The sequence below is a fragment of the Polaromonas aquatica genome, assembly GCF_050626995.1.
GTDB classification, from domain to species: Bacteria; Pseudomonadota; Gammaproteobacteria; order Burkholderiales; family Burkholderiaceae_C; genus Polaromonas; species Polaromonas aquatica_A.
Window position 1 is genome coordinate 1,043,287 of the sequence record NZ_CP192467.1, and the last position, 25,319, is coordinate 1,068,605.

Sequence of the window (25,319 nt, forward strand, 5' to 3'; positions counted from 1 at the left end):
TGGTGCCTCAGGCGTACAGATGGTTGGCAGCATGCAGCGCGCCGGCCACCATATTTCTCAGCAGGGGCTGCACCTGCGAGGCCAGCGTCTCGTCATAGGCGTAAGGCGGCACTTCCTGCATGTAAAGGCTCTGGCACATCTCCAGCTGCACGGCATGCACGTCCTGAGCGGGCTGGCCGTAGCAGCGTGTGATGTAGCCGCCCTTGAAGCGGCCGTTGATGGCTGTGCTGATGTGGGGCGCGCTATCGCAGGCCTGCGCCACCGCGGCGGTGATGGAAGCATGCGCGCTGGCGCCACTGGCCGTGCCGATGTTGAGGTCGGGCAGCTTGCCCTCGAACAGCCAGGGGATTTGCGAACGTATGCTGTGCGCGTCCCACAGCAGGACAAAGCCGTGCTGCGCTTTCAGCCGCGCCAGTTCGGCAAACAAGGCCGAATGGTAGGGCTGCCAGTAGGCTTCGCGCCGCCGCGCGCGCTCATCGGCAGCGGGCTCACGTCCGGCCTGGTACAGCGGTTCTCCGCTGAAAAAACGCGTGGGGCACAGCTCGGTGTTGGACGCGCCCGGGTACATGGGCGCATCGTCGGGCGGGCGGTTCAGGTCTATCACATAGCGCGAGTAGCGCGGCCGCAGCACGCTGGCGCCCAGCAGGGGCAGAAAGTTGTAGAGCTGGTGCAAGTGCCAGTCAGTGTCTTCGACCTTGAGCGCTTCGGCCATGTAGCCGCCCTTCAGCTCAGACGGGATCTCGGTGCCGATATGCGGCATGCTGACCAGCAGAGGAGCCGTACCTTCGTGCAATGTAAAAACGTCGCTCATGGATTTGCTCATTGGGGGTGCCCCTTGAAAACAGTTTGCAGGCGTGGGTTCGCGCCGATGGCGTAGCTCAACTCCGCCGGCCGCTCGACATCCCACAGCACAAAATCCGCCCGCATGCCGGCGGCCAGCACACCTCGATCACGAAGTCCCAGAGCCACGGCCGCGTGACGCGTGACACCGGCCAGTGCTTCTTCAGGTGTCAGGCGGAATAGCGTGCACGCCATGTTGAGCATCAGCAGCAAGGAGGTGCAAGGGGAACTGCCTGGATTGCAGTCGGTAGAAACTGCCATTGGCACGCCGTGCTCGCGGAGCAAGGCCACGGGCGGCAATCTGGTTTCGCGCAGAAAATAAAACGCACCTGGCAGCAGCACCGCCACGGTGCTGGCCGCCGCCATGGCTTGCGCACCGTCGGCTGACAACCATTCAAGATGGTCGCAGCTGAGCGCGCCATAACGCGCCGCGAGCTGGGCGCCGCCGCTGTCGCTGAGTTGCTCTGCATGCAGCTTGACCGGAATTCCCAGCGATTTGGCTGCGGCAAAGACGCGTTCGGTCTGCGCGGTGCTGAAGGCGATGCGTTCGCAAAAAGCATCGACCGCATCGACCAGGCCCTCGGCATGCAGCAGCGGCAGCATTTCCAGAACGGCGTCGACGTAGGCATCCGTGCGGCCCGCGAACTCGGACGGCACAGCGTGCGCGCCCAAGAAGGTGGTGCGTATGTCCACGGGATGGACCCGCCCCAGCGCCCGCGCGACCGACAGCGTCTTGCGTTCATGCTCCAGCGCCAGGCCGTAGCCAGACTTGATCTCGAGCGTGGTCACGCCTTCCGCGACCAGGTGCTTCAACCTCATTGCACCGTCCTCTTGCAGTTGCTGAGCGCTGGCAGAGCGGGTGGCCTTGACGGTAGAGGCGATACCGCCGCCGGCACGGGCAATCTCTTCATAGGTTGCGCCGTTCAAGCGCAACTCGAATTCGTGGGCACGGTCACCGCCGTAAACAAGGTGTGTGTGGCAATCAATCAACCCAGGGGTGATCAATGCACCGCCGGCGTCGTGTTGCGTTGTGCAGCGGGCGATAAGGTCCGCAGGCATGTCGGCACGCTTGCCGACCCAGGCAATGGATTCACCCTCCACCACCAGCGCGGCGTCTTCAATCAATCCATAAGGCTGCGCAGCGCTGGCTTGCAGGGTGGCGGCCCGGCAGTTTGTCCATTGTTGCAGGCTCATGCGGAAATCTCCATCCAGAGGGCGCCCTGCGCGGCGACACGCACCGCGGCACTGCCCGTTACCGTGCGCCAGGCCAGCGTGGCTGGCTCCAACCGCAAAACTTCTTCATCAAATAGCACTGTAGCCCTTGATTTATAGGCATATATTGCTATTGTTTTCATAGCATCCAGAGTTTCTGAAAAACGCCCTTCCACACGAACCATGCGCGAGGCCCCGCTCCCGCGCCTAACCATCAGGTTGAAATCGCGCGTCTTGCCGTCGACCAGCTCGCAGCCGGTTTCAGCGGCGCCATCAAAAAAGAGCGGTGCCTCAGCTGAAGTGACGCGGTGCGGTACACCCGCCACATCCAGTTGCACGCCCGCGCCTTCCAGCACCGCGAACCAGCGATCAATGCCTTCAAACTTCGAAAAGGGCCCACTCTTGTCGACGTCAGCCACCGACATGCGCCAGGCCCAGTCACCCGCATCGGGCCACATGGCCAATTCGCGCGTGACGCCGCCGCCATTGCGCCAGGGCGTCGCAGGGATGTCGTCCAGCCGCACGATGTTCCAACCGGAGCTGTTGCCAGAGTTCATGCAAAAAACCTCCGGGCTGCCGCGCTGCGGTATGAACCCTTGGGGCGACCCAGCGGCCTCATGCCTGGAACTTCCCTGCAAAGCTGTAGCGTGAGCCCGGGTACACCAGGCGCGCCACGCTGGCGATGTTGCTACCGCTTACGGTGCGCCGCATCATGGCCAGGCAGGGCTCGCCCAGCCTGATCTCCAGGTGCCTGGCCTCGAGCGCCGACGGCAGGCAGGCTTCAATTGAATAGCTGGCCTCGGTCAAGGGTGCTTCAGCCAGCAGGTGGTGCGTGGGGGTGGTTTCGCTGAAATCGGTTTCCAGGTAACGTGGCGCCGCCGCCGGGTTGACGTAGCGGTCTTCATACTGGATGGGCACGCCGTTCTCCAGATGGATCAAGACGGTATGGAACACCCGGCCACCCGACCGCAGGCCCAGGGTGCGTGCCAGGTTGGCGCTGGCTTTTTCGGATTCGGCCAGCAGCACGCGCGAAGTGTGCACATGGCCACGCTCTATGACTTCCTCGTGAATGTCACGGATGGTAAGCGTGGACGAAATGCGGTGCAGCTCCGCCACAAAGGTGCCGGAGCCCTGGATGCGGGTGACCAGGCCCTCGCCCATCAGCTCGCGCAGCGCGCGGTTCACCGTCATGCGGCTCACGCCGAACTGTTCCATCAGCACGGCTTCGCTGGGCACCGGGTCGCCCGGTTTCCAGGTACCGGCGCTGATGCGCTTCTTGATGAATGCCTTGACTTGGCCATAGGCAGGCAGTGGTGTGGTGACCATGTTTCAGCGGGTGTGTAAGAAAAAATCATTGTCACCGCAAAAGGCTACGGGCGATCCTCCGCAGCCCTTGCGTGCACAAACCGTAGATTACTCCAGTTGACACAAGTTGTATAGACAACTACGATTTATACCAGTCGCCGCACATTTCTTTTTTGAAAACGCCCGAAAATTTTTTTGTTTTTATTTCCGGAGCAGCCCATGTCCGACCCTTCCCAAACCCCTTTCCTCGACAGCAAAGCCCGACCGGTGCGGGCGCCCCGCGGCAGCACGCTGAGCTGCGCCAACTGGCAGATCGAAGCTGCCTACCGCATGATCCAGAACAACCTGGACCCGGAAGTCGCCGAAAACCCGGACGAGCTGGTGGTGTACGGCGGCATCGGCAAGGCTGCCCGCAACTGGCCGGCTTTTGACGCCATCCTCGACTCCCTGCGAAAACTCAAGGCCGACGAAACCCTGCTGGTGCAGTCGGGCAAGCCGGTGGGCGTGTTCCGCACCCACACGGGCGCGCCGCGCGTGCTCATTGCCAACTCCAACCTGGTGCCCAAGTGGGCGACCTGGGAACACTTCAACGAACTGGACCGCGCGGGCCTGATGATGTACGGCCAGATGACGGCCGGCAGCTGGATCTACATCGGCACACAGGGCATCGTGCAGGGCACGTATGAGACGTTTGTTGAAGCGGGCCGCCAGCATTACAACGGCGACCTGTCAGGCCGCTGGGTGCTAACCGCCGGCCTGGGCGGTATGGGCGGCGCGCAGCCGCTGGCCGCCACGTTTGCCGGCGCCTGCTCGCTCAACATCGAATGCCAGCAGTCCAGCATCGACTTCCGGTTGCGCACGCGTTACGTCGACAAGCAAGCCAAAGATCTTGACGAAGCGCTGAAAATGATCAAACACCACACCTCGCGCAAGGAGGCTGTCTCTATCGCCTTGTGCGGCAATGCGGCAGAGATCGTTCCCGAGCTGGTCAAACGCGCCAAAGCCGGCGGCATACGCCCCGACATCGTGACTGACCAGACCTCGGCCCACGACATCATCAACGGCTACCTTCCGGCGGGCTGGACGGTCGCGCAATGGCGCGCCGCGCAAAAAGACCCTGGGCAGCACGCCGCGCTGACAAAAGCCGCAGGCGAATCCTGCGTGGTCCACGTCAAGGCCATGCTGGCCTTCCATGAAATGGGCATCCCCACGGTGGACTACGGCAATAACCTGCGCCAGGTCGCCAAGGACTTCGGCCTGGACAACGCCTTTGACTACCCCGGTTTCGTGCCGGCCTACATCCGCCCGCTTTTCTGCCGCGGTGTCGGCCCCTTCCGATGGGTAGCGCTTTCGGGCGACCCGGAAGACATCCGGAAGACCGACACGAAGATGAAAGAACTCTTCCCCGACAACAAACACCTGCACCGCTGGCTGGACATGGCCGAAGAGCGCATCGCCTTCCAGGGCCTGCCGGCGCGCATCTGCTGGATAGGCCTGGGCGAGCGCCACCTGGCAGGCCTGGCTTTTAACGAGATGGTCAAGAACGGCGAACTCAAAGGCCCCATCGTGATTGGCCGCGACCACCTGGACAGCGGCTCCGTCGCCTCTCCGAACCGCGAAACCGAAGCCATGAAAGACGGCAGCGATGCCGTGAGCGACTGGCCGCTGCTGAATGCCCTGCTCAACACCGCCAGCGGCGCAACCTGGGTCAGCCTGCATCATGGCGGCGGCGTGGGCATGGGTTACTCGCAGCATTCGGGCGTGGTCATCGTCTGTGACGGTACAGCCGACGCGTCGGAAAAACTCGCGCGCGTGCTCTTCAACGACCCGGCCACCGGCGTGATGCGCCATGCCGACGCGGGCTATGACATCGCGAAACAAAGCGCCAAAGACAACGGGCTGAACCTGCCCATGATAGGAAGCTGAAACCGATGTCCGACAGCACCGCCGAGATCCATCTCACCTACCTGAACCATCCCGACGTCCAGGCCCTGGCGCTGACCGACGCCGAGATCATTGCCGCCGTCGAGCAAGCCTTGCATGCACAAGGCAACAAGCAGACCACCATCGAGCCGCGCATGCACCTGGTGCCGGAAAAAGACTACCCCGGCCACTTCAATGTGTTGCGCGGCTACATCCGCCCTCTGGGCCTGGCCGGCGTGAAGGTGGTGGGCGATTTTTACAAGAACTACGAGCAGGGTTTGCCTTCGGAGCTGGCAGTGCTCAACCTGTTTGACCCAAAGAACGGCTCGCCGATCGCCATCATCGACGCCTCGGACATCACCGACATGCGCACCGGCGCCATCACCGCGCTGGGCGCCACGCACCTGGCGCGCAAGAACTCGAAAATCCTGGGCCACATAGGCGCGCGCGGCACCTCCTACTGGAATGTGCGCCTGCTCGATTCGATCTACAACTTCGACGAGATCCGCGTGCACTCGCGCCGGCCCGAAAGCCGCAACGCCTTCGCCGCAAAGCTCGAGAAGGACCTGGGCAAAAAGATCACCGTGACCGAGGACTGGGAGTCCTGCGTGCGCGGCGCCGACATCGTGGTCGAGGCCTCGCGCCTGGAAAAACCCACGCCCATGCTGAAGACCGAGTGGATCAAAAAAGGCGCGTGCGTGATTCCCTACGGCACCATGAGCGCGGTCGAGCTCTCGCTCACCGACATCATGGACAAGATGGTGATGGACGACTGGGGCCAGGCCAAGGCCGGCCCGCTGGGCGCGCTGCGTGCCCACGTGGATGTCGGCAAGCTCTCGGAGGCCACGCTGCATGCCGAACTCGGCCAGATCGTCGCGGGCCTCAAACCCGGGCGCGAGAGCGATGACGAAACCAATCTGTTCTGGCACCGCGGCCTCTCGCTGTCAGACATTGCATTGGGCGCCTTCATGCTGGAGAAAGCCAAGCGCATGGGCCTGGGGCAAAAGCTGCGGTTCCGCTGAGCAAAATCACATAGGGTGAACGCCGTGAACACACCACAGGCTGGGCCAGACGTGCAGGCACTGATCGCCAATGCCCGCATGTATTCGGCCACGCCCTCAGTCAAGGCCGACTGGAAGGCCTTGCTGGCCTGGGTGCTGGCGCGCGCCGAATTACCCTGGGACCTGATCGACTACGACGCACCCGCGCCGCTGTCGGTGCTGTGGGCGCGAAATGATCTGGGCCTGGCGATGATGTGCGGGCTGCCGTTTGCGAGGCGCGGCGAGCTGCCCATGCTGGTTGCGGCGCCCATTCCTTCGCCGGCACGCTATGGCGGCAAACCGGTGTACTTCACCGACATCGTGGTGCGTACCGATGCACCCTACCGCACGCTGGAAGACACCTTTGGCGGCGTGATCGGCTACACGCTGGCTGATTCCATGTCGGGCGGCGTGGCGCTGCGCCATCACCTGGCGCCCTATCGCAGGGCGCAGGATTCACGTCTTTACCGTAAAGCCGTGGGCGAGCTCATCAATGCGCGCGGCGTGATAACCGCACTGGCTGACGGCCGTATCGACGCCGGTCCGCTGGACAGCTACTACCACGACTTGCTCAAAGCGCATGACCCCGCTTTTGCAGCGCGGGTGCGCACAATCGCCAGCACCGCGACGTTGCCGATTCCGCCGCTGGTGGCCACTGCCGATCTACCCGTGGAAGTGTTGGCACGCGTGCGTGCAGCACTGCTGGCGACGGCCACCGCACCCGAACTGGCACCGCTCATGCAGCGCCTGCTGCTGGCGGGTTTTGCTTTCCCCGACCCCGCCACCTACCTGCCGCTGGCAGCCATGGACGGCGGGCCTGCACCCGCACTGGATGACATCTGATGAAGCTGCTGCCAACACGATCTGCATTTCTTGCCCTGTTGCTCGCCCTTGCCTCGTTGGGAGCAACAGCCCAGACTTACCCCTCAAAACCGCTGCACGTCATCGCACCCTTCCCGCCTGGCGGGCCTGTCGATGTGCTGGGCCGCCTACTGGCGCAAGGCCTTTCGGACGCTATGGGCCAGCCCGCTACGGTTGAAAACAAGGTGGGTGCCGCAGGCAATATCGGCATCGACCAGGCCGCCAAGGCAGCACCCGATGGCTACACGATGGCCATCGTGCCGCTGGGCAATATCGCCGTCAACCCGGCGCTCTACCCCAGCCTGCCCTACAAGGCTTCGGACCTGGCACCCGTCACCATGCTGGCCACAGTGGAGAACGTGCTGGTGGTCAATGCCGCTGTGCCGGCGCGTTCCGTCAAGGAACTGCTGGCGCTGGCCGCGCAGAAACCCGGCAGCATCAGCTTTGCCTCACCAGGCGCCGGGAGCCAGGCGCATTTAGCGGGCGAGTTGATGGCACTCAACGGCGGCGTGCAATTGCTGCATGTGCCCTACAAAGGCATAGGCCCGGCCATCAACGATTTGCTGGGCGGCCAGGTCAGCATGATGTTTGCGCAGATGTCTTCGGTGTTGCCGCACATCAAGAGCGGCAAGCTGCGTGCGCTGGGTGTGGCCAGCCTCAAGCGTTCACCTGTGATGCCTGACACGCCCACCATTGCCGAGCAAGGCCTGCCGCGCTTCGAGGCCGTGTCCTGGTATGCGCTGATGGTGCCGGCCGGCACGCCGCGCGCAGTCATTGACAGGCTCAACGCGGAAACCGGCAAGCTTTTCGCCACGCCCGCGCTCAAGGAAAAACTGGCCGCACTGGGTATGGATGCCGCAACCGGAAAGCCTTCAGACCTCGCAGCCACCATCCAGGCCGACACCCTGCGCTGGACCGACGTGATCCGCCAAAAAAACATCAAACCCGAATAACACCACCATGACCCTCACCATCCAACCCGGCCTGCTCACGCTGGCGCAGCTGCGCGACATCCACACCAGCCGGCAAACGCTCGCCATCGACCCTTCGGCCACAGCCGGCATTCGCACCAGCGCCGCGCTGGTGCAGAAGGCCGCGCACGGCGGGGACGCCGTCTACGGCGTCAACACCGGCTTCGGCAAGCTGGCCAACCAGCGTATCGCGCAGGCCGACCTGGAGACACTGCAGCTCAACCTGCTGCGCTCGCATGCCGTGGGCGTGGGCGAGCCCATGCCCGAGCGCGTGGTGCGCCTGGTGCTGCTGCTCAAGGCCGCTAGCCTGGCGCGCGGTTTTTCGGGCGTGCGTGAAATGGTCATCGACACGCTGATGGCGCTCTACAACAAAGGCCTGACGCCGGTGATTCCCTGCCAGGGCTCCGTCGGCGCCTCGGGCGATCTCGCACCGCTGGCTCACCTGTGCCTGCCGTTGATTGGCGAAGGCGAGGTCTTCTACGAGGGCAAACGCATGGCCGCTGCCGATGCGCTCAAGCAGGCCGCCATCACGCCGGTGAAGCTGTCCGCCAAGGAAGGCCTGGCGCTGATCAATGGCACGCAGGTCTCGACCGCGCTGGCGCTGGATGCGCTGCTCGCTACCGACCGCCTGTTTGAAGCCGCCGTGATCTCGGGCGCCGTCACGCTGGACGCTGCGCGCGGCAGCGACGGTCCGTTTGACCCGCGCATCCACGCGGTGCGCGGCCAGCCGGGACAGATCGATTGCGCCGCTGCCTACCGCGCCATCATGGCCGGCAGCGAAATCCGCCGCTCGCACCTTGAGGGCGACGACCGTGTGCAAGACCCGTACTGCCTGCGCTGCCAGCCGCAAGTGATGGGTGCTTGCCTGGACCAGATGCGCTACGCCACGCAAGTGCTGATGCGCGAAGCGAATGCTGTCACCGACAACCCGCTGGTGTTTGCCGATGATGAGACGCTGCTTTCCGGTGGCAATTTCCATGCGGAACCGGTTGCGCTGGCTTGCGATGCGTTAGCCGTGGCGATTGCCGAGATTGGCGCCATCACCGAGCGCCGCATTGCCATGCTGGTCGACACCGTGGCCTCTCGCCTGCCAGCCTTCCTCACACCTGAGCCAGGTCTGAACTCCGGCTTCATGATCGTGCACGTGACCGCCGCCGCACTGGCTTCTGAAAACAAATCGCTGGCCCATCCCGCCAGCGTCGACAGCCTGCCCACCTCTGCCAACCAGGAGGACCACGTGAGCATGGCCACCTTCGCGGCACGCCGGCTGCAGCCCATGCTGCGCAACACCGAATACATCGTTGCCATCGAACTGCTGGCGGCCGCGCAAGGCATTGAGTTTTTGCGTCCCCTCAAAAGCTCCGCGGTGCTCGAAGGCGTCCTGCAACTGGTGCGCCAGGCCTCGCCGGCCATGATGCATGACCGCAGCCTGGCGCCCGACATGGAGAAGGTGCACCAATTGGTGGCGGGCGGGCGCATTGGCCTGGCCGGAGAGGCCCAAATCACCGAGTTAACCGACTTGCGGCTGGCATGAAGCCTGCATACATTAGCCATACCTTCAGCGCTATCTCTAACCACACAGGAGCCTCTTCATGAAGCAACAACTTGCCCACTCCCTGCTGGCCTTCGCAGGCGCCCTGGCGATCGGCAGCGCCCACGCACAGGAGACCAAGGTCGCCGTCGGCATTTCGGGCTGGACGGGTTTTGCCCCGCTGACCCTGGCCAAGGAAGCCGGCATCTTCAAGAAAAATGGGCTCGATGTCTCCATCAAGAAGATTCCGCAGAAAGACCGCCACCTGGCGATTGCCTCGGGCGATGTACAGTGCGCCGCCACCACGGTAGAGACCTGGGTGGTGTGGAACGCCAACGGTGTGGCCACTACGCAAATCTTCCAGCTCGACAAAAGCTATGGCGCCGATGGCATGGTGGTCAAGTCCGACATCACCAAAATCACTGACCTCAAAGGCAAGACCGTGGCTGCCAGCGCGCCCGGCACCTCGCCTTACTTTGCCCTGGCCTGGATGCTGAAGAAAAACGGCATGAGCACCAAGGACGTGAAGGTCGTCAACCTGGAACCGCAGGCCGCGGCCAACGCCATGATTGCCGGCACCGCCGGTGTAGATGCCGCGATGACCTACGAACCTTACCTGGGCGCGGTGCGTGCGAAGCCGGAGGCCGGCAAGATTCTTGCCACCACGCTGGACTACCCCATGGTGATGGACACCTTCGGCTGCACGCCCAAGTTCCTGACCGAGAACCCAAAGGCAGCCAAGGCCCTGGCCGACAGCTACTTTGAGGCGGTCGAGATGATCCAGAAAGAACCGAAGAAAAGCTTCGAGATCATGGGTGCCGACGTGAAGCAGACTGGTGAAGCCTTTGAAGCCTCCTCCAAATACCTGCGCTGGCAAGACCGTGCGGCCAACCAGAAATTCTTTGCCGGCGAACACGCAGCCTTCAGCAAGGAAGCGGCTGACCTGCTGCTGGAAGCCGGCATCATCAAGTCGCTACCGGACATGAGCAAGCTCGCCGACACGCGTTTTCTCAAGTAAGCCAGCGAACGCATGCGGCCACTACAGCCCGTTTCCCCCGGCGCGCGCATCGCGCTGGGTGTGAGCTTCTTTATCCTCTTCTTCGTGATGTGGGCCATCTTCACGTTGGGCGGGTACGTCTCCAAGACATTCCTGGCCGACCCGATCACCATGGTGAAGTCGGGCTACGACCTGCTGGCCAACCAGGGCTTTATCAAGGACATCGGCATGACGGTCTGGCGGGTGCTGGGCGGTTTTGCGATTGCCGCCTTGCTGGCGGTGCCGCTGGGCGTGATGATGGGTGCCTACAAACCGGTCGAGGCGTTCTTTGAGCCCTTTGTGAGCTTTGCGCGCTACCTGCCTGCCTCGGCTTTTATTCCCTTGCTGATTCTTTGGGCGGGCATTGGCGAAGCACAGAAGCTCGCTGTGATTTTTATCGGTTCGTTCTTTCAGCTCGTACTGATGATTGCCGTGAGCGTTGGCAATACGCGACGCGACCTGGTGGAGGCGGCTTACACACTGGGTGCGGCCGATCGCGGCATTGTGGTGCGTGTGTTAATGCCCAGCGCCGCACCCGAGATTGCCGAAACCCTGCGCATGGTGCTGGGCTGGGCCTGGACCTATGTGATCGTCGCCGAGCTGATTGGCGCATCGAGCGGTATTGGCCACATGATCACCGACAGCCAGGCATTGCTGGCGACGGACCAGATCATCTTCGGCATCATCGTGATTGGTGTTTTTGGCCTCGTGACCGATTTAGCTTTCAAGGCGCTCAACCGCAAACTCTTTCCCTGGGCTCAGTTAGGCCGATGACTTCTTCTCCAGCACCGATCCTGACCGTCACCCAACTGTCGAAAACCTTCGCGGCTACCAAAGGCCCAGGCACAGTTGCGCTGCAAGCCACCGACCTGAGCGTTGCCGAGAACGACTTCATCACCATCCTGGGTCCCTCAGGCTGCGGCAAGTCCACGCTGCTCCGCATGGTGGCCGGCCTGGACACACCCACCAGCGGCACCATCGTGCTGGACGGCAAACCCATCACCGGCCCGGGCGCCGACCGCGGCATGGTGTTCCAGAGCTATACCCTCTTTCCCTGGCTCACCATCTTGCAGAACGTCTGCTTTGGCCTGCGTGAAAAGGGCATGGCGCTGGACGCCCAGAAAGACATCGCGCACCCGTTCATCAAGAAGGTGGGGCTGCAGGGTTTTGAGAATCACTTTCCCAAACAGCTCTCGGGCGGCATGCAGCAGCGCACCGCGCTGGCGCGGGCGCTGGCCAATGACCCGCGCATCCTGCTGATGGACGAGCCCTTCGGTGCACTGGACCATCAGACACGCGAACTGATGCAGGAGTTGCTGCAAGGCATCTGGGAAGCCGAACAGAAAACCGTGCTGTTTGTGACGCACGATATCGACGAGGCCATTTTTATGGGTAGCCGCGTGGTGGTGATGAGTGCGCGGCCGGGGCGAATCAAGTGCGACATCCCTGTACCGCTGGCACATCCACGCCATTACTCGGTCAAGACGGCGCCGGTGTTTACCGAACTGAAGGCACGGCTGACCGAAGAGATTCGCATTGAGGTGCACAAGGCTGCGGGCCTGCAAGCCCCGGCTGCTTAAAGGCTAAAGGCCGAGCCGCAACACCATCACCGCACCGAGCACCAGGGCGGCAATAAAAACCGTCTCGCCCACTAGCATGGCCACAGGCTGCCAGCCCAGCTTCATCAGGTCTTCAAAGCTGGTCTTGATACCGGCGGCCGCAATGGCCGTGACCAGCAACCAACGCGAGGTGTCGCTGGCCGCCTGCGTCATCGCTGGGGTGAAGGCGCCGATGGTTGCCAGCAGCACCAGCACGATAAAGGCCAGCAGGAAGCCGGGCACCAGCGGCACTTCTTCATCCACCGCCTGGGTGTCGGGGTGGTTGCGGTAGCTGACAGCGATCAACAGCACGATGGGCATGAGCAACATCACGCGAAAGAGCTTGACCACGGTGGCCGTATCGCCGACCTCGGGGCCCAGCATCATGCCGGCCGCCACCACCTGCGCCACGTCATGAATCGTGCCGCCCAGAAAGATGCCACCCTGCGCCGGCTCCAGGCCGATCAGTTTGAGGGCAAACGGGTAAAGAATCATGCTGAGTGTGGAAAGCACCGTGACGCCAACGACTGCCAGCAAGGTGAAGCGCTCGTTCTCTTTGGTGTGTGGCAATACCGACGAAATCGCCAGGGCGGCTGACGCACCGCAAATGGCCACAGCCCCGCCCGACAACACACCCTCTTCACGTGGGCGCTTAAGCCACTTCGCCAGCAGCAGGCCGAAGGCGATGGTGAGTGCCACCGCCGCCACGATGACCAGCGCCGTCTCGATGCCGAGCTTGGCGACTTGGGTCAGCGTGATGCGTGCGCCCAGCAAGGCCACGCCGACACGCAGCAAAACACGGCCGCAGAAATCAACCCCGGTCTTGACTGTGGGGTTGCTGTTCAGGAAGTGAAAGGCCAGGCCGATCAGCAAGGCATAGAGCAGCTGCGGCCCACCGTAATGCTCTGACAGAAAGGTCGCCGCCAGCGCGATGACCACACACACCATGGCGCCGGGCACGCTGGCTTTCAGAAGGGAGACGGAAGGAAGAAAGGACACGGGAGATGGAACCGGTGATGAAACCGGAATAAGGCGAAAAGGCACCGGCGGCAAGGCTTCCGGCTGTTGTCTGGTTCATGCGGAAAACAGGGATCATCCGGTGAATTTCCGTCTTGCACACGCTATTTTCATATGCTACTATTATTAGGTTGTATATACAAGTTGAGGCACTGGAAGCACCAAGATGGCGTGGTTTCCAGGCACGGGATGTGCATGCAACGGGCCAGAAGATTCCTTTTTCAGTTTCGCCGCAACCTATACGGAGATCACTATGAAGATCAGCAAACTTTTGGCCCTGTCCGCTTTCGCGCTGGCGGCCTTCGCGCCGCTCGCCTCTCAAGCCCAGCAGGCGGTACGCGTCGGTTCCAAAAATTTCACCGAGCAGTTCGTGCTGGCCGAAATCTATGCGCAGGCCCTCGAAGCCGCAGGCATCAAGACAGAGAAAAAGCTCAATCTGGGCGGCACGCTGATCGCCCAGAAGGCGATGGAAGAAAAGCAGATCGACTTCTACCCCGAGTACACCGGCACCATGCTGCTGGCCGTGCTCAAGCAGGAGCCCATGACCGACCCCAAGGCCGTCTATGACAAGGTCAAGGAAGCCTATGCCAAGATGGGCTTTGTACTGCTCAACCAGTCCAACCTGAACAACGGCTATGTGATGGTGGTGCGCGCCGAAACGGCGCAAAAGCTCAAGCTCGAAACCCTGTCTGACCTGGCCAAAGTCGCCAAAGACCTGAAGGTCGGCGCCGGCCCCGAATTCCGCGACCGCAAGGACGGCTTGCCGGGCCTGAAGGCCAAATACGACATGGTCTTCGGTGAAGACCTGCAGATGGCCATCGGCCTGCGCTACCAGGCGCTGCGCAACGACCAGATTCAGGTCGTCAACGGCTATTCCACCGACGGCATGATCAGCGCCATGAAACTCAAGCGCCTGCGCGACGACAAGAGCCTGTGGCCGCCGTACTTCGTGGTGCCGGTAATCCGCAAGGAAGCACTCGACGCCAACCCCAAGATCGGTGAAGTGCTGAATCGCGTCAGCGCCCTGCTCGACGAAACCACCATGGCCCAGATGAACTACCAGGTCGATGGCGACAAGCTGGAGCCCAAAGAGGTGGCGCGCGACTTCCTCAAGGCCAAGGGCCTGGTCAAGTAAGCCTCTTTTTTCAACGCATCACCGTGAGAGCGGGTACGCCATGACGCTTGAGGTCGGGGAACAATGGCTGGGCATCGCAGACCTGGTGCGCGTGGCTCGCGCCGGCGAGCCCGTGGCACTGGCGCCCGCCGCGCGTGAGCGCGTGGCCGCCGCGCGTGCGCTGGTGATGCAACTGGCCACCTCGGGCCAGCCTGTCTATGGACTCAACTCAGCCTTGGGCGCCAACACCGGCGCGGTGCTGGCCGAAGGCGACCTGGAGGACTACCAGCGCCGCGCCGTGCGCGCCCGGGCCGTAGCGGTTGGGCCGGCCTATGACAAAACCTCCGTGCGTGCGATGCAGTTCGCACGCATTGCCGGCATGTCGCGCGGCGGTTCGGGTGTCTCGCCCGCCGTGCTCGACGCCTGCATCAACTTGCTGAACTTCCAGGTGCACCCGGTGGTGCCGCGCTTTGGCTCCATCGGCGTGGCCGATTTGCCTCAACTCTCGCACCTGGCCCTGCCGCTGTTTGGTGAAGGCGAGGCCGAGGTGCGCGGAGAAGTTTTGAGCGGCTCCGCCGCGCTTGAACGCGCGGGCCTTGAGCCCGTGGCCCTCGGCGCCAAAGACGGCCTGGCATTGATCAGCTCGAACGCTGCCACCACCGCGCGTGCCGCGTTGGTGCTGCACGAAGCCAATGTAGCGCTGGATGCCTGGCTGGCCGCTGTGGCGCTTGGCTATGAAGGCTTCAGAGCCAACCTGTCGCCGCTGCATCCCGGCGCCGTTGCGGCCCGGCCTGCCGCCGGCCAGGTTGAGGTGGCGCGCCAGCTGCGCGAACTGCTCAAGGGCAGCGCCCTGCTCGCGCCCGGTGCGGCTCGCCGCGTGCAAGACCCGGTATCCACACGCGTGGTGCCCCAGGTGCATGGCGCCGCGCGCGACATGGTGGACGCCGCCTGTGCGCAGGTCGAGATCGAACTCAACAGCGCGGCTGACAGCCCGCTGGTGCTGCCCGAAGAGGGGCTGATGCTTTCCAACGGCAACTTCCATGTGCCGGCGCTCGCATTGGCGTTGGACGCCTCTGCCATTGCGCTGGCGCAGGCAGCCAGCATGTCGGTGGCCCGCAGCCAGCGCTTTATGTCCCCCGCACTCACGGGCCTGCCGCTGCAGCTCACACGCCACGGCCCGGCCCATTCGGGTTTTGCCACGGTGCAAAAAACCCTGACCGCACTCTGGGCCGAGGTGCGCTTGCGCGCCAACCCGGGCTCGCTTGATTACATGCCGGTGTCTGAAGCGCTGGAAGACCACGCCTGCATGGCGCTGGGCGTGGCTGAAAAACTCGGCGAACTCGTAGAGCGGGTGCGCTACCTGATTGCCATCGAGTTGCTGATATCCGCGCAGGCAGTGGATCTGCGCGAACTGGACATCGCCCAGATGGGTGAAGGCACCCGGCGCACCTTCGCGCAGGTGCGCAAGCTGGTGCCCATGCTGGACGAAGACCGCCCGCTGGGCCCTGACATCGACCGCATCCACAGCGCCATCGCCGCAGGCGTCTTCAGCCTTGATGGCGGAGGTGCCGCATGAACTGGTTTTTACGCAATTGGCCCGACGTGCTCCATTCGCTGTGGGAGCATATTGCCATCTCGCTGACGGCACTCGTCATCGCTTTTGCGCTCTCGCTGGTGATCGGCATCGTGGCTGCGCGGCGTGAAAGGCTTTACGGCGTGGTCATGACGGTTTCAGGTCTTTTGTACACCGTCCCGACACTGGCCTTTCTGGCCTTCCTGATCCCTGTGGTCGGCCTGGGCCGCACCAACGCCATCATCACCATGGTGGCGTTTTCGCTGATGATTTTGATCCGCAGCGTGGCCACCGGCATCCGCGAGGTGCCGGCCGACATCATCGACGCGGCGCGCGGCATGGGCATGAACAAAGCGCAGATCATGCGCCGCATCGAGCTGCCGCTGGCCCTGCCGCTGATCGTGGCGGGCCTGCGTGTCTCGGCCGTTACCGTGATCAGCGTGACGGTGGTGGCCGCCTACGTGAACGCGGGCGGGTTGGGCACGCTGATCTTCAATGGCATTGCCAGCGACCATCCGGCCAAGATTTGGACCGGCGCGCTCACCGTCTGCCTGCTCTCCGTCGTTGTCGATATGGGCTTGGCCCTGCTTGAGCGGCGGTTGAAAAACCGGCGCGCAGCCTGAACCCCCAAGAGGCCATGATGCTTGCCGATGCCTGGAACTATGTTCTGTCGCACCCCGCGCAGTTTTACCGCGCGCTGGGCGTGCATGTGGCGCTGTCGGCCTCGGCGCTGTTCATCGCCGCGCTGATCTGCATTCCGGCGGGCATTGCCGTCGCACGAAAGAACGGGCTCTCGCTCGCCGTGGTGAATGTCGCCAACGTAGGGCGCACCCTGCCCTCGCTGGCCGTGCTGGCGCTGGTGATGCCGATACTCGGCACCGGCTTTGCGCCCGCGCTGTTTGCCCTGACGCTGATCGCATTGCCGCCCATCGTCACGCACACCATCGTCGGCATGCGCGGGGTGGATGCCGACGCGGTGGATGCCGCCATTGGCATGGGCATGACACGCACCGCCCTGCTGTGGCAGGTTGAGCTGCCCATGGCGATGCCTGTCATCTTTGCCGGCCTGCGCACGGCGGCGGTACAGATCATTTCCGGCGCGGTGCTGGCTGCTTTTATCGGCGGCGGCGGGCTGGGGGACTTCATCACAGCCGGCATCGCCATGATGGCCGTGCCCCAGCTGCTGGTGGGCGCCATCCCGGTCGCGCTGCTGGCGCTGGGCACTGATTTTCTTTTTGGCGCGCTGCAGCGCCGCATGACTCCCCAAGGGCTTCGCGCATGATCACACTCGACAGCCTTACCAAGTCCTTTGGCGGCAGCACACAGTCTGCCGTCGACGGCCTGTCGCTGACGATCAATACAGGCGAGATTTGCGTGTTGATCGGCCCCTCAGGTTGTGGCAAGACCACCACCATGCGCATGATCAACCGCATGGTCGAGCCCGATTCAGGCCGCATCGAGGTCGGCGGGCGCGACGTCACAAAAATGGACCCGGTGGAGCTGCGCCGGTCCATCGGCTATGTGATCCAGCAGGTGGGCCTCTTCCCGCACATGACGCTGGCCGAGAACGTGGCCACCGTGCCGAAAATGCTGGGCTGGGACTCGGCCCGCATTGCCAAACGCGTGGATGAATTGCTGGACATGGTGCACATGGACCCATCGATCTACCGCGGCCGGTTCCCGCGCGAACTCTCAGGCGGGCAGAAGCAGCGCATTGGTGTTGCCCGCGCGCTGGCGGCCGACCCGCCCGTGATGCTGATGGACGAGCCCTTCGGTGCCATAGACCCCATCACACGCGCGCGCCTGCAGGACGAATTCCTGCGCATCCTGCGCGAGCTGGGAAAAACGATTGTGTTTGTCACGCACGACATCGACGAAGCCATCCGCATGGGCACGCGCATCGCTATTCTGCGCAGCGGCAAGGTGGTGCAGTACGACACACCGGAACGCATCCTCGCGCACCCGGCCGATTCCTTCGTTGAATCCTTTGTGGGTGGCGACCGCTCGCTCAAACGGCTGGCTCTACTGACGGCCGGGCCCTATGTGGAGAGCGGAATCCCCGCCGCCGGCGCACCGCGCCTGCCGGCCACGACGCCGCTGCGCGATGCCTTGTCGGCGATGCTGGACGCAGGCGCGAATGAGGCCGGCATTGTGGATGCGGAGGGCAAGCCGCTGGGCCGTATCACGCTGCGGAGCATTCAGCAAGCCGCTGCGGTCGCCCGCATATAGAGCCACTCAAAAAGCCTCTTGGCGTTGTTGCACCGCCTAGCCAGGACCGCTTCGCCGGGCTTTGTGAGTGGCTCCTTCAAGCCTGGCGCATCCGCAGCGCGCTGCAGATCCCAGCGACCGCCGCGAAGCCGGCCGCCAGCCACAAGGCCACAAAAGAGCCGTGTCCGCCTTGGGGGTCGAACATCGCAAAAATCATCGCGAGTAACACCGCGCCCAAGGTCTGGCCGGTCAGCCGCGCCGTTCCCAGCATGCCGCTGGCGCCGCCGCTGCGGTGCGGTGGCGCCGAGGTGATGATGGTGTGGTTGTTGGGGGACTGGAAGAGGCCATAGCCCACGCCGCACAGCACCATGCGCCACACGATGTCGAGCTGCGACGGATGGGGCGGCAGCACGGCCAGCAGGACCAAGCCCAGCGACAGCAGCGCCATGCCGGTGCCGCCCAGCAGGCCGCCTGAATAACGTCCTATCAGGCGCCCGACCACGGGTGAAGTCACCACAATGGCAAGCGGCCAGGCCGTCAGCAACAGACCGGCCTGCAGGTGGCTGAAGCCGTAGTTTCCCAGCAGCAGGAAAGGCAGGCTGACATAAGCCAGGGTCTGCGCGCAGAAAGCGCCTATGGACGTGCCCATGGACAGCGCAAACACCGGGATGCGCAGCAAGTCCAGCGGAAACAGCGGCAGCGGCTGGGCCAGCTGGCGCCGCACATACACCACGCCGATGACGATGCCCGCCGCGAGCTCGGCCAGCGGCAGCCACAACGCGCCGGCAGGTTCGCCGCCGGGCACCGCTTCGATACGGACACTGAGGCCATCGACGCCCAGGAAGACCAGGCCGAACATCAATGCATTGAGTGCCACGTCGAGGGGAGACAGCCGGCCCTCGGACCTGGACAGGTTGTCGGGCAGGGCCTTGCGGCCCAGCCATAGCGACAGCAATCCGAAAGGCACGTTGAGCGCGAACAACCAGGGCCAGGAGGCCACGGAGAGGATGGCCGCAGCGATCGAGGGCCCGGCCACAGAGGCGGTGGCCACGACCAGCGAGCTGATGGCGATGCCGCGGCCCAGCAGGTGTTTGGGGTAGATGAGGCGCACCAGTGCCGTGTTGACGCTCATAAGGCCCGCAGCACCCAGGCCTTGCAGTACACGAGCCAGCGCCAGCGTTGTCAACGAATCGGCGAGTGCGCAGAGCAGCGAGGCCAGGGTGAATACCGCCATGCCGGCCAGGTAGACGCGGCGATAGCCGGCGATGTCGCCCAGCGCGGCCAGGGGCAGCAAGAGCGCGAGTGTGGCGACCTGGTAGGCATTGATGACCCAGATGGACTGCGCGGCGGTGGCGTTGAGCTCACGCGTGATGTCGGGCAGCGCGAGGTTGATGATGGTGCCGTCCAGCACCGCCATGACGATGCCGAGGATGATGACCAGCAGCGCCCGAAAACGCTCGCGTGTGGGCAAACCATCCTGAACAAGCATTGAGATTGAGACCTTTGTTTGGGGCGGGCGGCAAACAGGAGAGGTCGAGTCAAATCGACGCCGCGAGGCGCTTATTTTAAGAGCACCACCGGGACGGATGGGAGCCATCACTTTACGCCGGCACACCCATGGATCGCAGTATTGCGTCGGCAGCTGATCAGCGATACTTGGGTAAAGGGGTGCGCCGGACCGGCCCGGCATCAGCTCCCGTGCGGCCTGCGGAGCAGTTTGTTGGTAAAACAGGCTGCCAGCCCAATAGTTATCCGCGATATTTGCTATCTATTTGATAGCATCAAGTGAGCACGCAACAGGCCGGACAGGTCATTTTCTGAGCATGGTATTTAGACGGCGGCCGGACTCCGCGATAGACAGCGTAGCGCTGACGTGACTGCGGCGCCCACACTCATAGTCATGTGGGCGCCGCAGAGGGCCGCAGCTTCCTCGCCGCCGTTTGTCTTTATCTATTTCATGCCGAACTTCGCCTTGGCGTCGCTCTGGCAGCTGTCTTTGGCGTTGCCGGAAAGAGCATCGCAACGCTCTTTGGCAACTTTATAGTCCGCTTCGCGCTTTTCGGCGGTGGCGTCCTTTTTCGTCTCGGAGACATTCGCTGCCTTGTTGGAGCTGTTGGTGTCGGTGCTGGCCCTGGCGACCTTGGCGCTTTCCTTGGCTTTTACCTGTGCAGCTTTGGCGTCCTTGATGCAGACGTCTTTGCCGTTGCCGGACTGGTCGTCACATTTTTCCTTGGCCACGTCATAGGCGGCGTCAGCCTTGGCCACAGCCAATTTCTCATCATTGCGAGGGCTGGGCTTGTACTGGGCTTCCAGCTCGGCCTTGGCGACTTTTTCAGCACCCTTGGCTTCAGCCATGCAGATGTCCTTGGCATTGTCTTTGAGCGCGCCGCATTTATCCCGACCGGCTTTATAGTCGGCCGCGATGCGATCACCTTGGGCTTTGTATTCTTCTTTGGTCAGCGCCAGGGTCTGGCCGGCAAAGGCGCAAGACATTACGGCGGTGAGCATCAGGAGTTTGGTTTTCATGGTTTTCCTTTCGATGAGTTGAAGTGATAAATGGGCGCGCAGTTCAATAGCGCTCAAAAAAGTCGGTCGGGTTGCGGTCTTTCCAGGCATCAACCTGCTTTTCCGCCTCTTCCTTGCTGAGCCCGTGGCGCTCCTGAATGCGGCCCAGCAACTGGTCGCGCTTTCCGGCGATCACGTCGAGGTCGTCGTCGGTAAGCTTGCCCCACTGTTCTTTGACCTTGCCTTTGAGCTGAAGCCAATTGCCTTCCACGCGGTCTTTGTTCATGGTGTCCTCCTAGATGTCAAGTTGGTGAACCGCCCCGCAGCATGTGCGTGTCAGCACCGGGGCGGCATGGACAAACCTTACGTTCCTTCCCGCGTATGCACCGTAGGCTCCTGTATTTGATAGGCGTAGGCTCATGCTTACATCAGTGCGGCATTGGGGATGCGCGCCAGTGCGCAAAGAAACTTCAGAAAAATATGTAACGATTTTTTTGAATTCGGCCATATAGTTGCATAGCTAACCAATTCCTGCTAAGCTTCATTTCATGTTTGATCACTGTCTCTATTTCAATACCACCGCGCTGGCCCGTCTGGTCGACAAAGAGTGGACGCAGGCCTTCAAGCCGTTTGGTGTCACGCCGCCCCAGGGCTTCATGCTGCGCCTGGTGCTCAAGCAGCCGGGCATGCCGCAGCACGAAATCGCCGACGAGCTGACGATCTCGCGGCCCACCGCCACGCGCCTGCTGGACGGCCTGCAGGCGCTGGGTTTGGTCGAGCGCCGCAGTCTTGAATTCGACGGCCGGCATTGGGCCGTCTTCCCGACCGCAGAGGCTGAAGCCATGCAGGCGGGGATCAACAAAGCCAGCGGCGAGGTCACCCGCCGCATTCAGCAAAGAATTGGAAAGGAGAACTTCGATGAAACCGTAGCCCGCGTCAGGAGCGTGTCTTCCGCCCTGAAATAAATCATCCCCTTATTTTCCCTTTTTTTTAATCATATAGTTGCATAGCTAACTATATAAGCAGTATCACTTAAATCACTGGAGAAACTTCATGCCTATCCTCAACGTCAAAGTCAGCCAGCCCGCCAGCGCCGAGCTGACCCACAACATCGCCGAGACCTTGCTGGAGCTGACGACGCGCATTCTGCGCAAGAAGCGCGAACTTACCGCGATTGCGATTGATTTCGTGCCGCCCGAGCACTGGATCGTGGGCGGCAGCACACTGGCCAGCCAGGGCAAGAACAGTTTTTATTTCGACATCAAGGTCGTGGACGGCACCAACACCAAAGACGAAAAGGCGCAGTACGTCGCTGAAGCCTTCGCCGCCTTCAGCAAGCTGCTGGGCAATATGCACGAAGAAAGCTATATCTATGTGCACGATGTGCGCGCCGAGGCCTACGGTTTTGGCGGCCTGACGCAGGAATACCGCTACATCAAGGCCAAGGCCTGAGAGCGGCGTGGTGAATCGACTTGTTGCGCTTACTTCGACCGCAGCGTGCGGCTGAGCAGCGCAACGGGCAGCAGGCCCACCAGCACCAGCGCCAGCGCGGGCAAGGCGGCTTCGCCCAGGCGCTCGTCGCGTGCGAGCTGGTAGGTGATCACGGCCAGGGTGTCGCTGTTAAAAGGCCGCAGCACCAGCGTGGCGGGTAGCTCTTTCATTACATCGACAAACACCAGAAGACCGGCCGCCGCGACGGAGCGCTTGAGCAGCGGCCAATGCACGCGGCTGAGGATGCCCAGCCCGGTGGTGCCGAGCATGCGTGCGCTGTCGTCAAAGCTGGCCGGGACGCGCGAGTAGCCGCTTTGCAGGCTCTGCAGCGCCACGGCGCTGAAACGCACCAGGTAGGCCCAAACCACGCCGAGGACGGTGGCGGTGACCCAGTAGCCTGCACTGGTCTGCGGCGCGGCAGCTTGCAGCCAGCCCACGGGTAGCAAGAGTCCGACCACAATCACCGCGCCGGGCACGGCATACCCCAGGCCCGCCAGTTGTATGGCCGCGCGGGTGAGCAGGCCCGGTTGTCTACGCACCGCAAAGGCCAGGCCCACGGCCAGCGCGGTGGCCAGCAAGGCGCTCAGGCCCGCAAGGCCGATGCTGCTGAGCGTCCAGCCGATGAATTTGTCCCAGAGCAGGTTGTCCCAGCCCAGCACCAGCGGGCGCAGCATGAAGAGCACCGGCAGCGCAAAGCCCAGCGTGATGGGTACGGCGCACACCAGCCAGGCCGACACGGCGCGCAGACCGAGCAGTTGCACAGGGGCGGCGTCTTGCGCGCCGGCGCGCGCGCCGCGTCCGGTGGCAAAGCGCATGCGTTTTTGCGCGCTATGTTCTATCCATAGCAGCACCGCCACAAAAAACAAAAGCACGGTGGCCAGCTGCGCGGCGGCGGTGCGATTGTCCATCGACAGCCATGCCTTGTAGATGCCAGCGGTGAAAGTCTGGATACCGAAATAACTGGAAACACCGAAATCGGCCAGTGTTTCCATCAAGGCCAGCGCCACACCGGCCGCCACGGCGGGCCTTGCCAGCGGCAGCGCCACACCGCGGATGCGGCGCGACAGCGGAGCACCCAGCAGGCGTGCGGCTTCCATCAGGTGCACGGCGCGCTCGGACAGGGCCGTGCGCGCCAGCAAATACACATACGGGTAGAGCGCCACGGTAAAAACCAGCACGGCGCCGCCGAGGCTGCGAACTTCTGGCAGCAGCCTGCCCTGAAGGCCGAAGGTTGCACGCAGCCAGGTTTGCAGCGGGCCGGCGTACTGCAGGAAATCGGTGTAGGCATAAGCCAATACATAAGCCGGCATGGCCAGCGGCAGCAGCAGAGCCCACTCAAATACCCGGCGCCCCGGAAAGTCGAACAGCGTGACCATGCTGGCGGTGGTCATGCCGACCACTGCCACACCCATGGCCACGCACAAGCACAGCAGCAATGAGGTCCAGGTGTAGTCGGGCAACACGGTCTGCAGCATCTGCAGCAGGATGGATTGCGCTTCACTGTTGAATTGCAGCCATGACAAAGCCACGGCCAGCACCGGCAGCGTCAGCAGCCCGACCAGTACAAAGAGCACAACAGGAGGGAAATATCGGCGAAACATGGAGCCCCGGAAAGCCTGAGAACCTGTTCAATGTCTTTTTGGAGATCGCATTGGCGTGCAATCGGGATGAGTGGATGCTTCGGATACGCCGCATGGGCTGATGCCCATGCAAGCAGCCGGAGCGTTCAATCGCCCGATTTCACGCCAACCCTTCGGGCAAGTGCCTTTTCGGGCGGTCTGCGGCGTTGCGGCGCTTGCCCATAGCCGGGCTATGGGCCGCACACCGCGCCTTGCATCCCATCCCGAAAAGGTACTTGTGCGACTCCAAAAAGACATTGAGCAGGTTCTTAACAAAAAGGCCTCTCGCGGGAAGGGGCCCTGCCCCCGCCTGCGTTCGCCATGGTCTTGCAGCAGTCACTGCAAATGAGAATTGTAAGCATCTACAATCATTTGCATGTTTTTGGATATCTCCCAGCTGGGCGTGCACTACACCGGCCGCTCAAAACCCGCCGTAGACCGCGTATCTTTTAGCCTCCAGGCGGGGGAGATCGGGGTGCTTATCGGGCCTTCGGGCTGCGGCAAAACCACCCTGTTGCGCGCAGTGGCAGGCCTCGAACGGGCCAATGCCGGCAGCATCACACTAGCGCAGGATGTTGTGAGCAGCGCCGCCCAGCATGTGCCGGCCGAATCGCGCCGCATCGGGATGGTGTTTCAGGATTACGCGCTCTTTCCACATCTTGATGCGGCGCACAACGTCGCCTTCGGCCTGACGCATTTGCCACCAGCCCAGCGCGATCAGCGCGTCAGCGAAGTGCTCGAACTTGTCGGCCTGGGCAATGTGCACAAGCGCTTTCCGCATGAGCTTTCGGGCGGGCAGCAACAACGTGTGGCGCTGGCACGCGCACTGGCGCCCCAGCCGCGCCTGCTGCTGCTGGATGAGCCCTTTTCAAATCTGGACGTTGACCTGCGAGAGCGCCTGGCGCATGAGGTGCGCGGCATCCTGAAGGCGGCCGGCGCAACAGCGTTGTTTGTCACGCACGACCAGCTGGAAGCCTTTGCCATTGGCGACCGTATCGGTGTGATGCACCAGGGGCAGCTGCATCAGTGGGATGAGGCCTATGCGCTGTATCACCGCCCTGCCACGCGCTTTGTGGCCGACTTCATCGGCCACGGTGTGTTTACGCCAGCGCACATCGAGCAGCGCGGCGACGACGTAGTGGTTCACACTGCACTGGGCGACCTCACAGACATGCTCGAATGCCCCTTGCCCGGTGCCTATGCCGGCGGCTTGTGCGATGTGCTGCTGCGGGCCGACGACATCGTGCATGACGACAGTGCGCCGGTGAAAGCGCAAATCGTGCGCAAGGCGTTTCGAGGCTCGGAGTTTTTGTACACCCTCAAGCTGCACACGGGTGAGACGGTGATGGCGCATGTGCCTTCACACCACAACCACGCGCTGGGCGAGTGGATAGGGATTCGCGCCGAAGTCGACCACGTGGTGACCTTTCCGCGCGAGACCGGCGCGGCGCCGGCCACAACGCCCATTTGATACG

At 62.8% G+C, this 25,319-nt stretch carries 25 protein-coding genes; 16 read left to right on the plus strand and 9 right to left on the minus strand.

The features are described from left to right. Window positions 1-7: 7 nt before the first annotated feature. From hutG to hutC, 4 genes are read right to left on the minus strand one after another with little or no spacing between them, the layout of a single operon-like run. A complete protein-coding gene (hutG, locus tag ACQ4MS_RS05075; RefSeq protein ID WP_431098152.1) occupies window positions 8-811 on the minus strand; it encodes an N-formylglutamate deformylase in 804 nt (267 codons plus the stop codon). 8 nt (window positions 812-819) lie between these two features. Beyond that, entirely contained in the window at window positions 820-2,034 is a 1,215-nt protein-coding gene (gene hutI, locus ACQ4MS_RS05080) for an imidazolonepropionase (RefSeq protein WP_431098153.1), read from the minus strand. Further along, window positions 2,031-2,609 carry a HutD/Ves family protein gene (locus ACQ4MS_RS05085; RefSeq protein ID WP_431098155.1) on the minus strand — a complete coding sequence of 193 codons (579 nt, stop codon included), beginning with the start codon at window positions 2,607-2,609 and terminating at the stop codon, window positions 2,031-2,033. The genes hutI and ACQ4MS_RS05085 overlap by 4 nt, the downstream gene beginning before the upstream one ends. Before the next feature lie 58 nt (window positions 2,610-2,667). Continuing rightward, entirely contained in the window at window positions 2,668-3,378 is a 711-nt protein-coding gene (gene hutC / locus ACQ4MS_RS05090) for a histidine utilization repressor (protein WP_431098158.1), read from the minus strand. 198 nt (window positions 3,379-3,576) lie between these two features. Here hutC and hutU point away from each other — a divergent pair, with 198 nt between their 5' ends. From hutU to ACQ4MS_RS05130, 8 genes are read left to right on the plus strand one after another with little or no spacing between them, the layout of a single operon-like run. Beyond that, on the plus strand, window positions 3,577-5,283 hold the full coding sequence (hutU, locus tag ACQ4MS_RS05095; RefSeq protein ID WP_431098160.1) for a urocanate hydratase: 1,707 nt from the start codon (window positions 3,577-3,579) through the stop codon (window positions 5,281-5,283). A 5-nt stretch (window positions 5,284-5,288) separates the two neighbouring features. Then, entirely contained in the window at window positions 5,289-6,302 is a 1,014-nt protein-coding gene (locus ACQ4MS_RS05100; RefSeq protein ID WP_431098161.1) for an ornithine cyclodeaminase family protein, read from the plus strand. 24 nt (window positions 6,303-6,326) lie between these two features. Next, a complete protein-coding gene (locus ACQ4MS_RS05105) occupies window positions 6,327-7,163 on the plus strand; it encodes a phosphate/phosphite/phosphonate ABC transporter substrate-binding protein (protein ID WP_431098163.1) in 837 nt (278 codons plus the stop codon). Next, the gene (locus tag ACQ4MS_RS05110) at window positions 7,163-8,134 is read left to right on the plus strand and encodes a Bug family tripartite tricarboxylate transporter substrate binding protein (RefSeq protein WP_431098165.1); all 972 of its coding nucleotides are present in this window, start codon (window positions 7,163-7,165) and stop codon (window positions 8,132-8,134) included. Before ACQ4MS_RS05105 ends, ACQ4MS_RS05110 begins: the two co-directional genes overlap by 1 nt. A gap of 7 nt (window positions 8,135-8,141) precedes the next feature. Further along, window positions 8,142-9,686, plus strand: a complete 1,545-nt coding sequence (hutH, locus tag ACQ4MS_RS05115) for a histidine ammonia-lyase (protein ID WP_431098167.1) — start codon at window positions 8,142-8,144, stop codon at window positions 9,684-9,686. A gap of 58 nt (window positions 9,687-9,744) precedes the next feature. Beyond that, window positions 9,745-10,701 (plus strand): ABC transporter substrate-binding protein, encoded by a 957-nt coding sequence (locus ACQ4MS_RS05120; protein WP_431098170.1) that lies wholly within the window; start codon window positions 9,745-9,747, stop codon window positions 10,699-10,701. A 12-nt stretch (window positions 10,702-10,713) separates the two neighbouring features. Further along, window positions 10,714-11,493 (plus strand): ABC transporter permease, encoded by a 780-nt coding sequence (locus tag ACQ4MS_RS05125; protein WP_431098172.1) that lies wholly within the window; start codon window positions 10,714-10,716, stop codon window positions 11,491-11,493. Further along, complete coding sequence (locus tag ACQ4MS_RS05130; protein ID WP_431098174.1) at window positions 11,490-12,299, plus strand: ABC transporter ATP-binding protein; 810 nt, start codon at window positions 11,490-11,492, stop codon at window positions 12,297-12,299. Before ACQ4MS_RS05125 ends, ACQ4MS_RS05130 begins: the two co-directional genes overlap by 4 nt. 3 nt (window positions 12,300-12,302) lie before the next feature. Here ACQ4MS_RS05130 and ACQ4MS_RS05135 read toward each other — a convergent pair whose 3' ends face one another. Then, window positions 12,303-13,265 carry a YeiH family protein gene (locus tag ACQ4MS_RS05135; protein ID WP_431099537.1) on the minus strand — a complete coding sequence of 321 codons (963 nt, stop codon included), beginning with the start codon at window positions 13,263-13,265 and terminating at the stop codon, window positions 12,303-12,305. 322 nt (window positions 13,266-13,587) lie between these two features. Here ACQ4MS_RS05135 and ACQ4MS_RS05140 point away from each other — a divergent pair, with 322 nt between their 5' ends. Genes ACQ4MS_RS05140 through ACQ4MS_RS05160 form a run of 5 tightly spaced genes read left to right on the plus strand, consistent with a single transcriptional unit; the run spans window position 13,588 to window position 18,250 of the window. Continuing rightward, a complete protein-coding gene (locus tag ACQ4MS_RS05140; protein WP_431098175.1) occupies window positions 13,588-14,469 on the plus strand; it encodes a glycine betaine ABC transporter substrate-binding protein in 882 nt (293 codons plus the stop codon). A gap of 40 nt (window positions 14,470-14,509) precedes the next feature. Further along, window positions 14,510-16,024 (plus strand): HAL/PAL/TAL family ammonia-lyase, encoded by a 1,515-nt coding sequence (locus tag ACQ4MS_RS05145; protein ID WP_431098176.1) that lies wholly within the window; start codon window positions 14,510-14,512, stop codon window positions 16,022-16,024. Further along, on the plus strand, window positions 16,021-16,644 hold the full coding sequence (locus ACQ4MS_RS05150) for an ABC transporter permease (RefSeq protein ID WP_431098177.1): 624 nt from the start codon (window positions 16,021-16,023) through the stop codon (window positions 16,642-16,644). Before ACQ4MS_RS05145 ends, ACQ4MS_RS05150 begins: the two co-directional genes overlap by 4 nt. Window positions 16,645-16,661: 17 nt before the next feature. Next, window positions 16,662-17,303 carry an ABC transporter permease gene (locus tag ACQ4MS_RS05155; RefSeq protein ID WP_431098178.1) on the plus strand — a complete coding sequence of 214 codons (642 nt, stop codon included), beginning with the start codon at window positions 16,662-16,664 and terminating at the stop codon, window positions 17,301-17,303. Beyond that, on the plus strand, window positions 17,300-18,250 hold the full coding sequence (locus tag ACQ4MS_RS05160; protein ID WP_431098180.1) for an ABC transporter ATP-binding protein: 951 nt from the start codon (window positions 17,300-17,302) through the stop codon (window positions 18,248-18,250). The genes ACQ4MS_RS05155 and ACQ4MS_RS05160 overlap by 4 nt, the downstream gene beginning before the upstream one ends. Before the next feature lie 76 nt (window positions 18,251-18,326). Here ACQ4MS_RS05160 and ACQ4MS_RS05165 read toward each other — a convergent pair whose 3' ends face one another. The 3 genes from ACQ4MS_RS05165 to ACQ4MS_RS05175 all read right to left on the minus strand — a co-directional run bounded on the left by ACQ4MS_RS05165 (window position 18,327) and on the right by ACQ4MS_RS05175 (window position 21,020). Then, on the minus strand, window positions 18,327-19,718 hold the full coding sequence (locus ACQ4MS_RS05165; protein WP_431098181.1) for an MFS transporter: 1,392 nt from the start codon (window positions 19,716-19,718) through the stop codon (window positions 18,327-18,329). Between the two features lie 461 nt (window positions 19,719-20,179). Beyond that, window positions 20,180-20,755 carry a hypothetical protein gene (locus ACQ4MS_RS05170; RefSeq protein WP_431098182.1) on the minus strand — a complete coding sequence of 192 codons (576 nt, stop codon included), beginning with the start codon at window positions 20,753-20,755 and terminating at the stop codon, window positions 20,180-20,182. Window positions 20,756-20,798: 43 nt separating this feature from the next. Next, a complete protein-coding gene (locus ACQ4MS_RS05175) occupies window positions 20,799-21,020 on the minus strand; it encodes a CsbD family protein (protein WP_431098183.1) in 222 nt (73 codons plus the stop codon). Window positions 21,021-21,282: 262 nt separating this feature from the next. On the opposite strand from ACQ4MS_RS05175, the gene ACQ4MS_RS05180 reads away from it, so the two are divergent. Together ACQ4MS_RS05180 and ACQ4MS_RS05185 are read left to right on the plus strand one after the other, a co-directional pair. Beyond that, entirely contained in the window at window positions 21,283-21,699 is a 417-nt protein-coding gene (locus ACQ4MS_RS05180; RefSeq protein WP_431098184.1) for a MarR family winged helix-turn-helix transcriptional regulator, read from the plus strand. An 88-nt stretch (window positions 21,700-21,787) separates the two neighbouring features. Continuing rightward, window positions 21,788-22,186 carry a tautomerase family protein gene (locus ACQ4MS_RS05185; RefSeq protein ID WP_431098186.1) on the plus strand — a complete coding sequence of 133 codons (399 nt, stop codon included), beginning with the start codon at window positions 21,788-21,790 and terminating at the stop codon, window positions 22,184-22,186. Window positions 22,187-22,215: 29 nt separating this feature from the next. Here the strand turns inward: ACQ4MS_RS05185 and ACQ4MS_RS05190 are convergent, their stop codons facing one another. Further along, window positions 22,216-23,826 (minus strand): ABC transporter permease, encoded by a 1,611-nt coding sequence (locus tag ACQ4MS_RS05190; protein ID WP_431098188.1) that lies wholly within the window; start codon window positions 23,824-23,826, stop codon window positions 22,216-22,218. A 394-nt stretch (window positions 23,827-24,220) separates the two neighbouring features. Here ACQ4MS_RS05190 and ACQ4MS_RS05195 point away from each other — a divergent pair, with 394 nt between their 5' ends. Continuing rightward, window positions 24,221-25,315: an ABC transporter ATP-binding protein gene (locus ACQ4MS_RS05195; protein WP_431098190.1), complete on the plus strand. Its 1,095-nt coding sequence runs from the start codon at window positions 24,221-24,223 to the stop codon at window positions 25,313-25,315. Window positions 25,316-25,319 lie beyond the last annotated feature (4 nt).

Excerpts from the sequence above, each read along its gene's own strand:
- ACQ4MS_RS05100 (WP_431098161.1), top strand. The coding sequence starts at position 5,289 with ATGTCCGACAGCACCGCCGAGATCCATCTCACCTACCTGAACCATCCC.
- hutH (WP_431098167.1), top strand. The coding sequence starts at position 8,142 with ATGACCCTCACCATCCAACCCGGCCTGCTCACGCTGGCGCAGCTGCGC.
- hutI (WP_431098153.1), bottom strand. The coding sequence starts at position 2,034 with ATGAGCCTGCAACAATGGACAAACTGCCGGGCCGCCACCCTGCAAGCC.
- ACQ4MS_RS05145 (WP_431098176.1), top strand. The coding sequence starts at position 14,510 with ATGACGCTTGAGGTCGGGGAACAATGGCTGGGCATCGCAGACCTGGTG.
- ACQ4MS_RS05190 (WP_431098188.1), bottom strand. The coding sequence starts at position 23,826 with ATGTTTCGCCGATATTTCCCTCCTGTTGTGCTCTTTGTACTGGTCGGG.
- ACQ4MS_RS05165 (WP_431098181.1), bottom strand. The coding sequence starts at position 19,718 with ATGCTTGTTCAGGATGGTTTGCCCACACGCGAGCGTTTTCGGGCGCTG.
- ACQ4MS_RS05120 (WP_431098170.1), top strand. The coding sequence starts at position 9,745 with ATGAAGCAACAACTTGCCCACTCCCTGCTGGCCTTCGCAGGCGCCCTG.
- ACQ4MS_RS05180 (WP_431098184.1), top strand. The coding sequence starts at position 21,283 with ATGTTTGATCACTGTCTCTATTTCAATACCACCGCGCTGGCCCGTCTG.
- hutU (WP_431098160.1), top strand. The coding sequence starts at position 3,577 with ATGTCCGACCCTTCCCAAACCCCTTTCCTCGACAGCAAAGCCCGACCG.
- ACQ4MS_RS05170 (WP_431098182.1), bottom strand. The coding sequence starts at position 20,755 with ATGAAAACCAAACTCCTGATGCTCACCGCCGTAATGTCTTGCGCCTTT.
- ACQ4MS_RS05160 (WP_431098180.1), top strand. The coding sequence starts at position 17,300 with ATGATCACACTCGACAGCCTTACCAAGTCCTTTGGCGGCAGCACACAG.
- ACQ4MS_RS05130 (WP_431098174.1), top strand. The coding sequence starts at position 11,490 with ATGACTTCTTCTCCAGCACCGATCCTGACCGTCACCCAACTGTCGAAA.
- ACQ4MS_RS05185 (WP_431098186.1), top strand. The coding sequence starts at position 21,788 with ATGCCTATCCTCAACGTCAAAGTCAGCCAGCCCGCCAGCGCCGAGCTG.
- ACQ4MS_RS05085 (WP_431098155.1), bottom strand. The coding sequence starts at position 2,609 with ATGAACTCTGGCAACAGCTCCGGTTGGAACATCGTGCGGCTGGACGAC.
- ACQ4MS_RS05175 (WP_431098183.1), bottom strand. The coding sequence starts at position 21,020 with ATGAACAAAGACCGCGTGGAAGGCAATTGGCTTCAGCTCAAAGGCAAG.
- ACQ4MS_RS05125 (WP_431098172.1), top strand. The coding sequence starts at position 10,714 with ATGCGGCCACTACAGCCCGTTTCCCCCGGCGCGCGCATCGCGCTGGGT.
- hutG (WP_431098152.1), bottom strand. The coding sequence starts at position 811 with ATGAGCGACGTTTTTACATTGCACGAAGGTACGGCTCCTCTGCTGGTC.
- ACQ4MS_RS05135 (WP_431099537.1), bottom strand. The coding sequence starts at position 13,265 with ATGGTGTGTGTGGTCATCGCGCTGGCGGCGACCTTTCTGTCAGAGCAT.
- ACQ4MS_RS05195 (WP_431098190.1), top strand. The coding sequence starts at position 24,221 with ATGTTTTTGGATATCTCCCAGCTGGGCGTGCACTACACCGGCCGCTCA.
- ACQ4MS_RS05110 (WP_431098165.1), top strand. The coding sequence starts at position 7,163 with ATGAAGCTGCTGCCAACACGATCTGCATTTCTTGCCCTGTTGCTCGCC.
- ACQ4MS_RS05155 (WP_431098178.1), top strand. The coding sequence starts at position 16,662 with ATGCTTGCCGATGCCTGGAACTATGTTCTGTCGCACCCCGCGCAGTTT.
- ACQ4MS_RS05140 (WP_431098175.1), top strand. The coding sequence starts at position 13,588 with ATGAAGATCAGCAAACTTTTGGCCCTGTCCGCTTTCGCGCTGGCGGCC.
- ACQ4MS_RS05150 (WP_431098177.1), top strand. The coding sequence starts at position 16,021 with ATGAACTGGTTTTTACGCAATTGGCCCGACGTGCTCCATTCGCTGTGG.
- hutC (WP_431098158.1), bottom strand. The coding sequence starts at position 3,378 with ATGGTCACCACACCACTGCCTGCCTATGGCCAAGTCAAGGCATTCATC.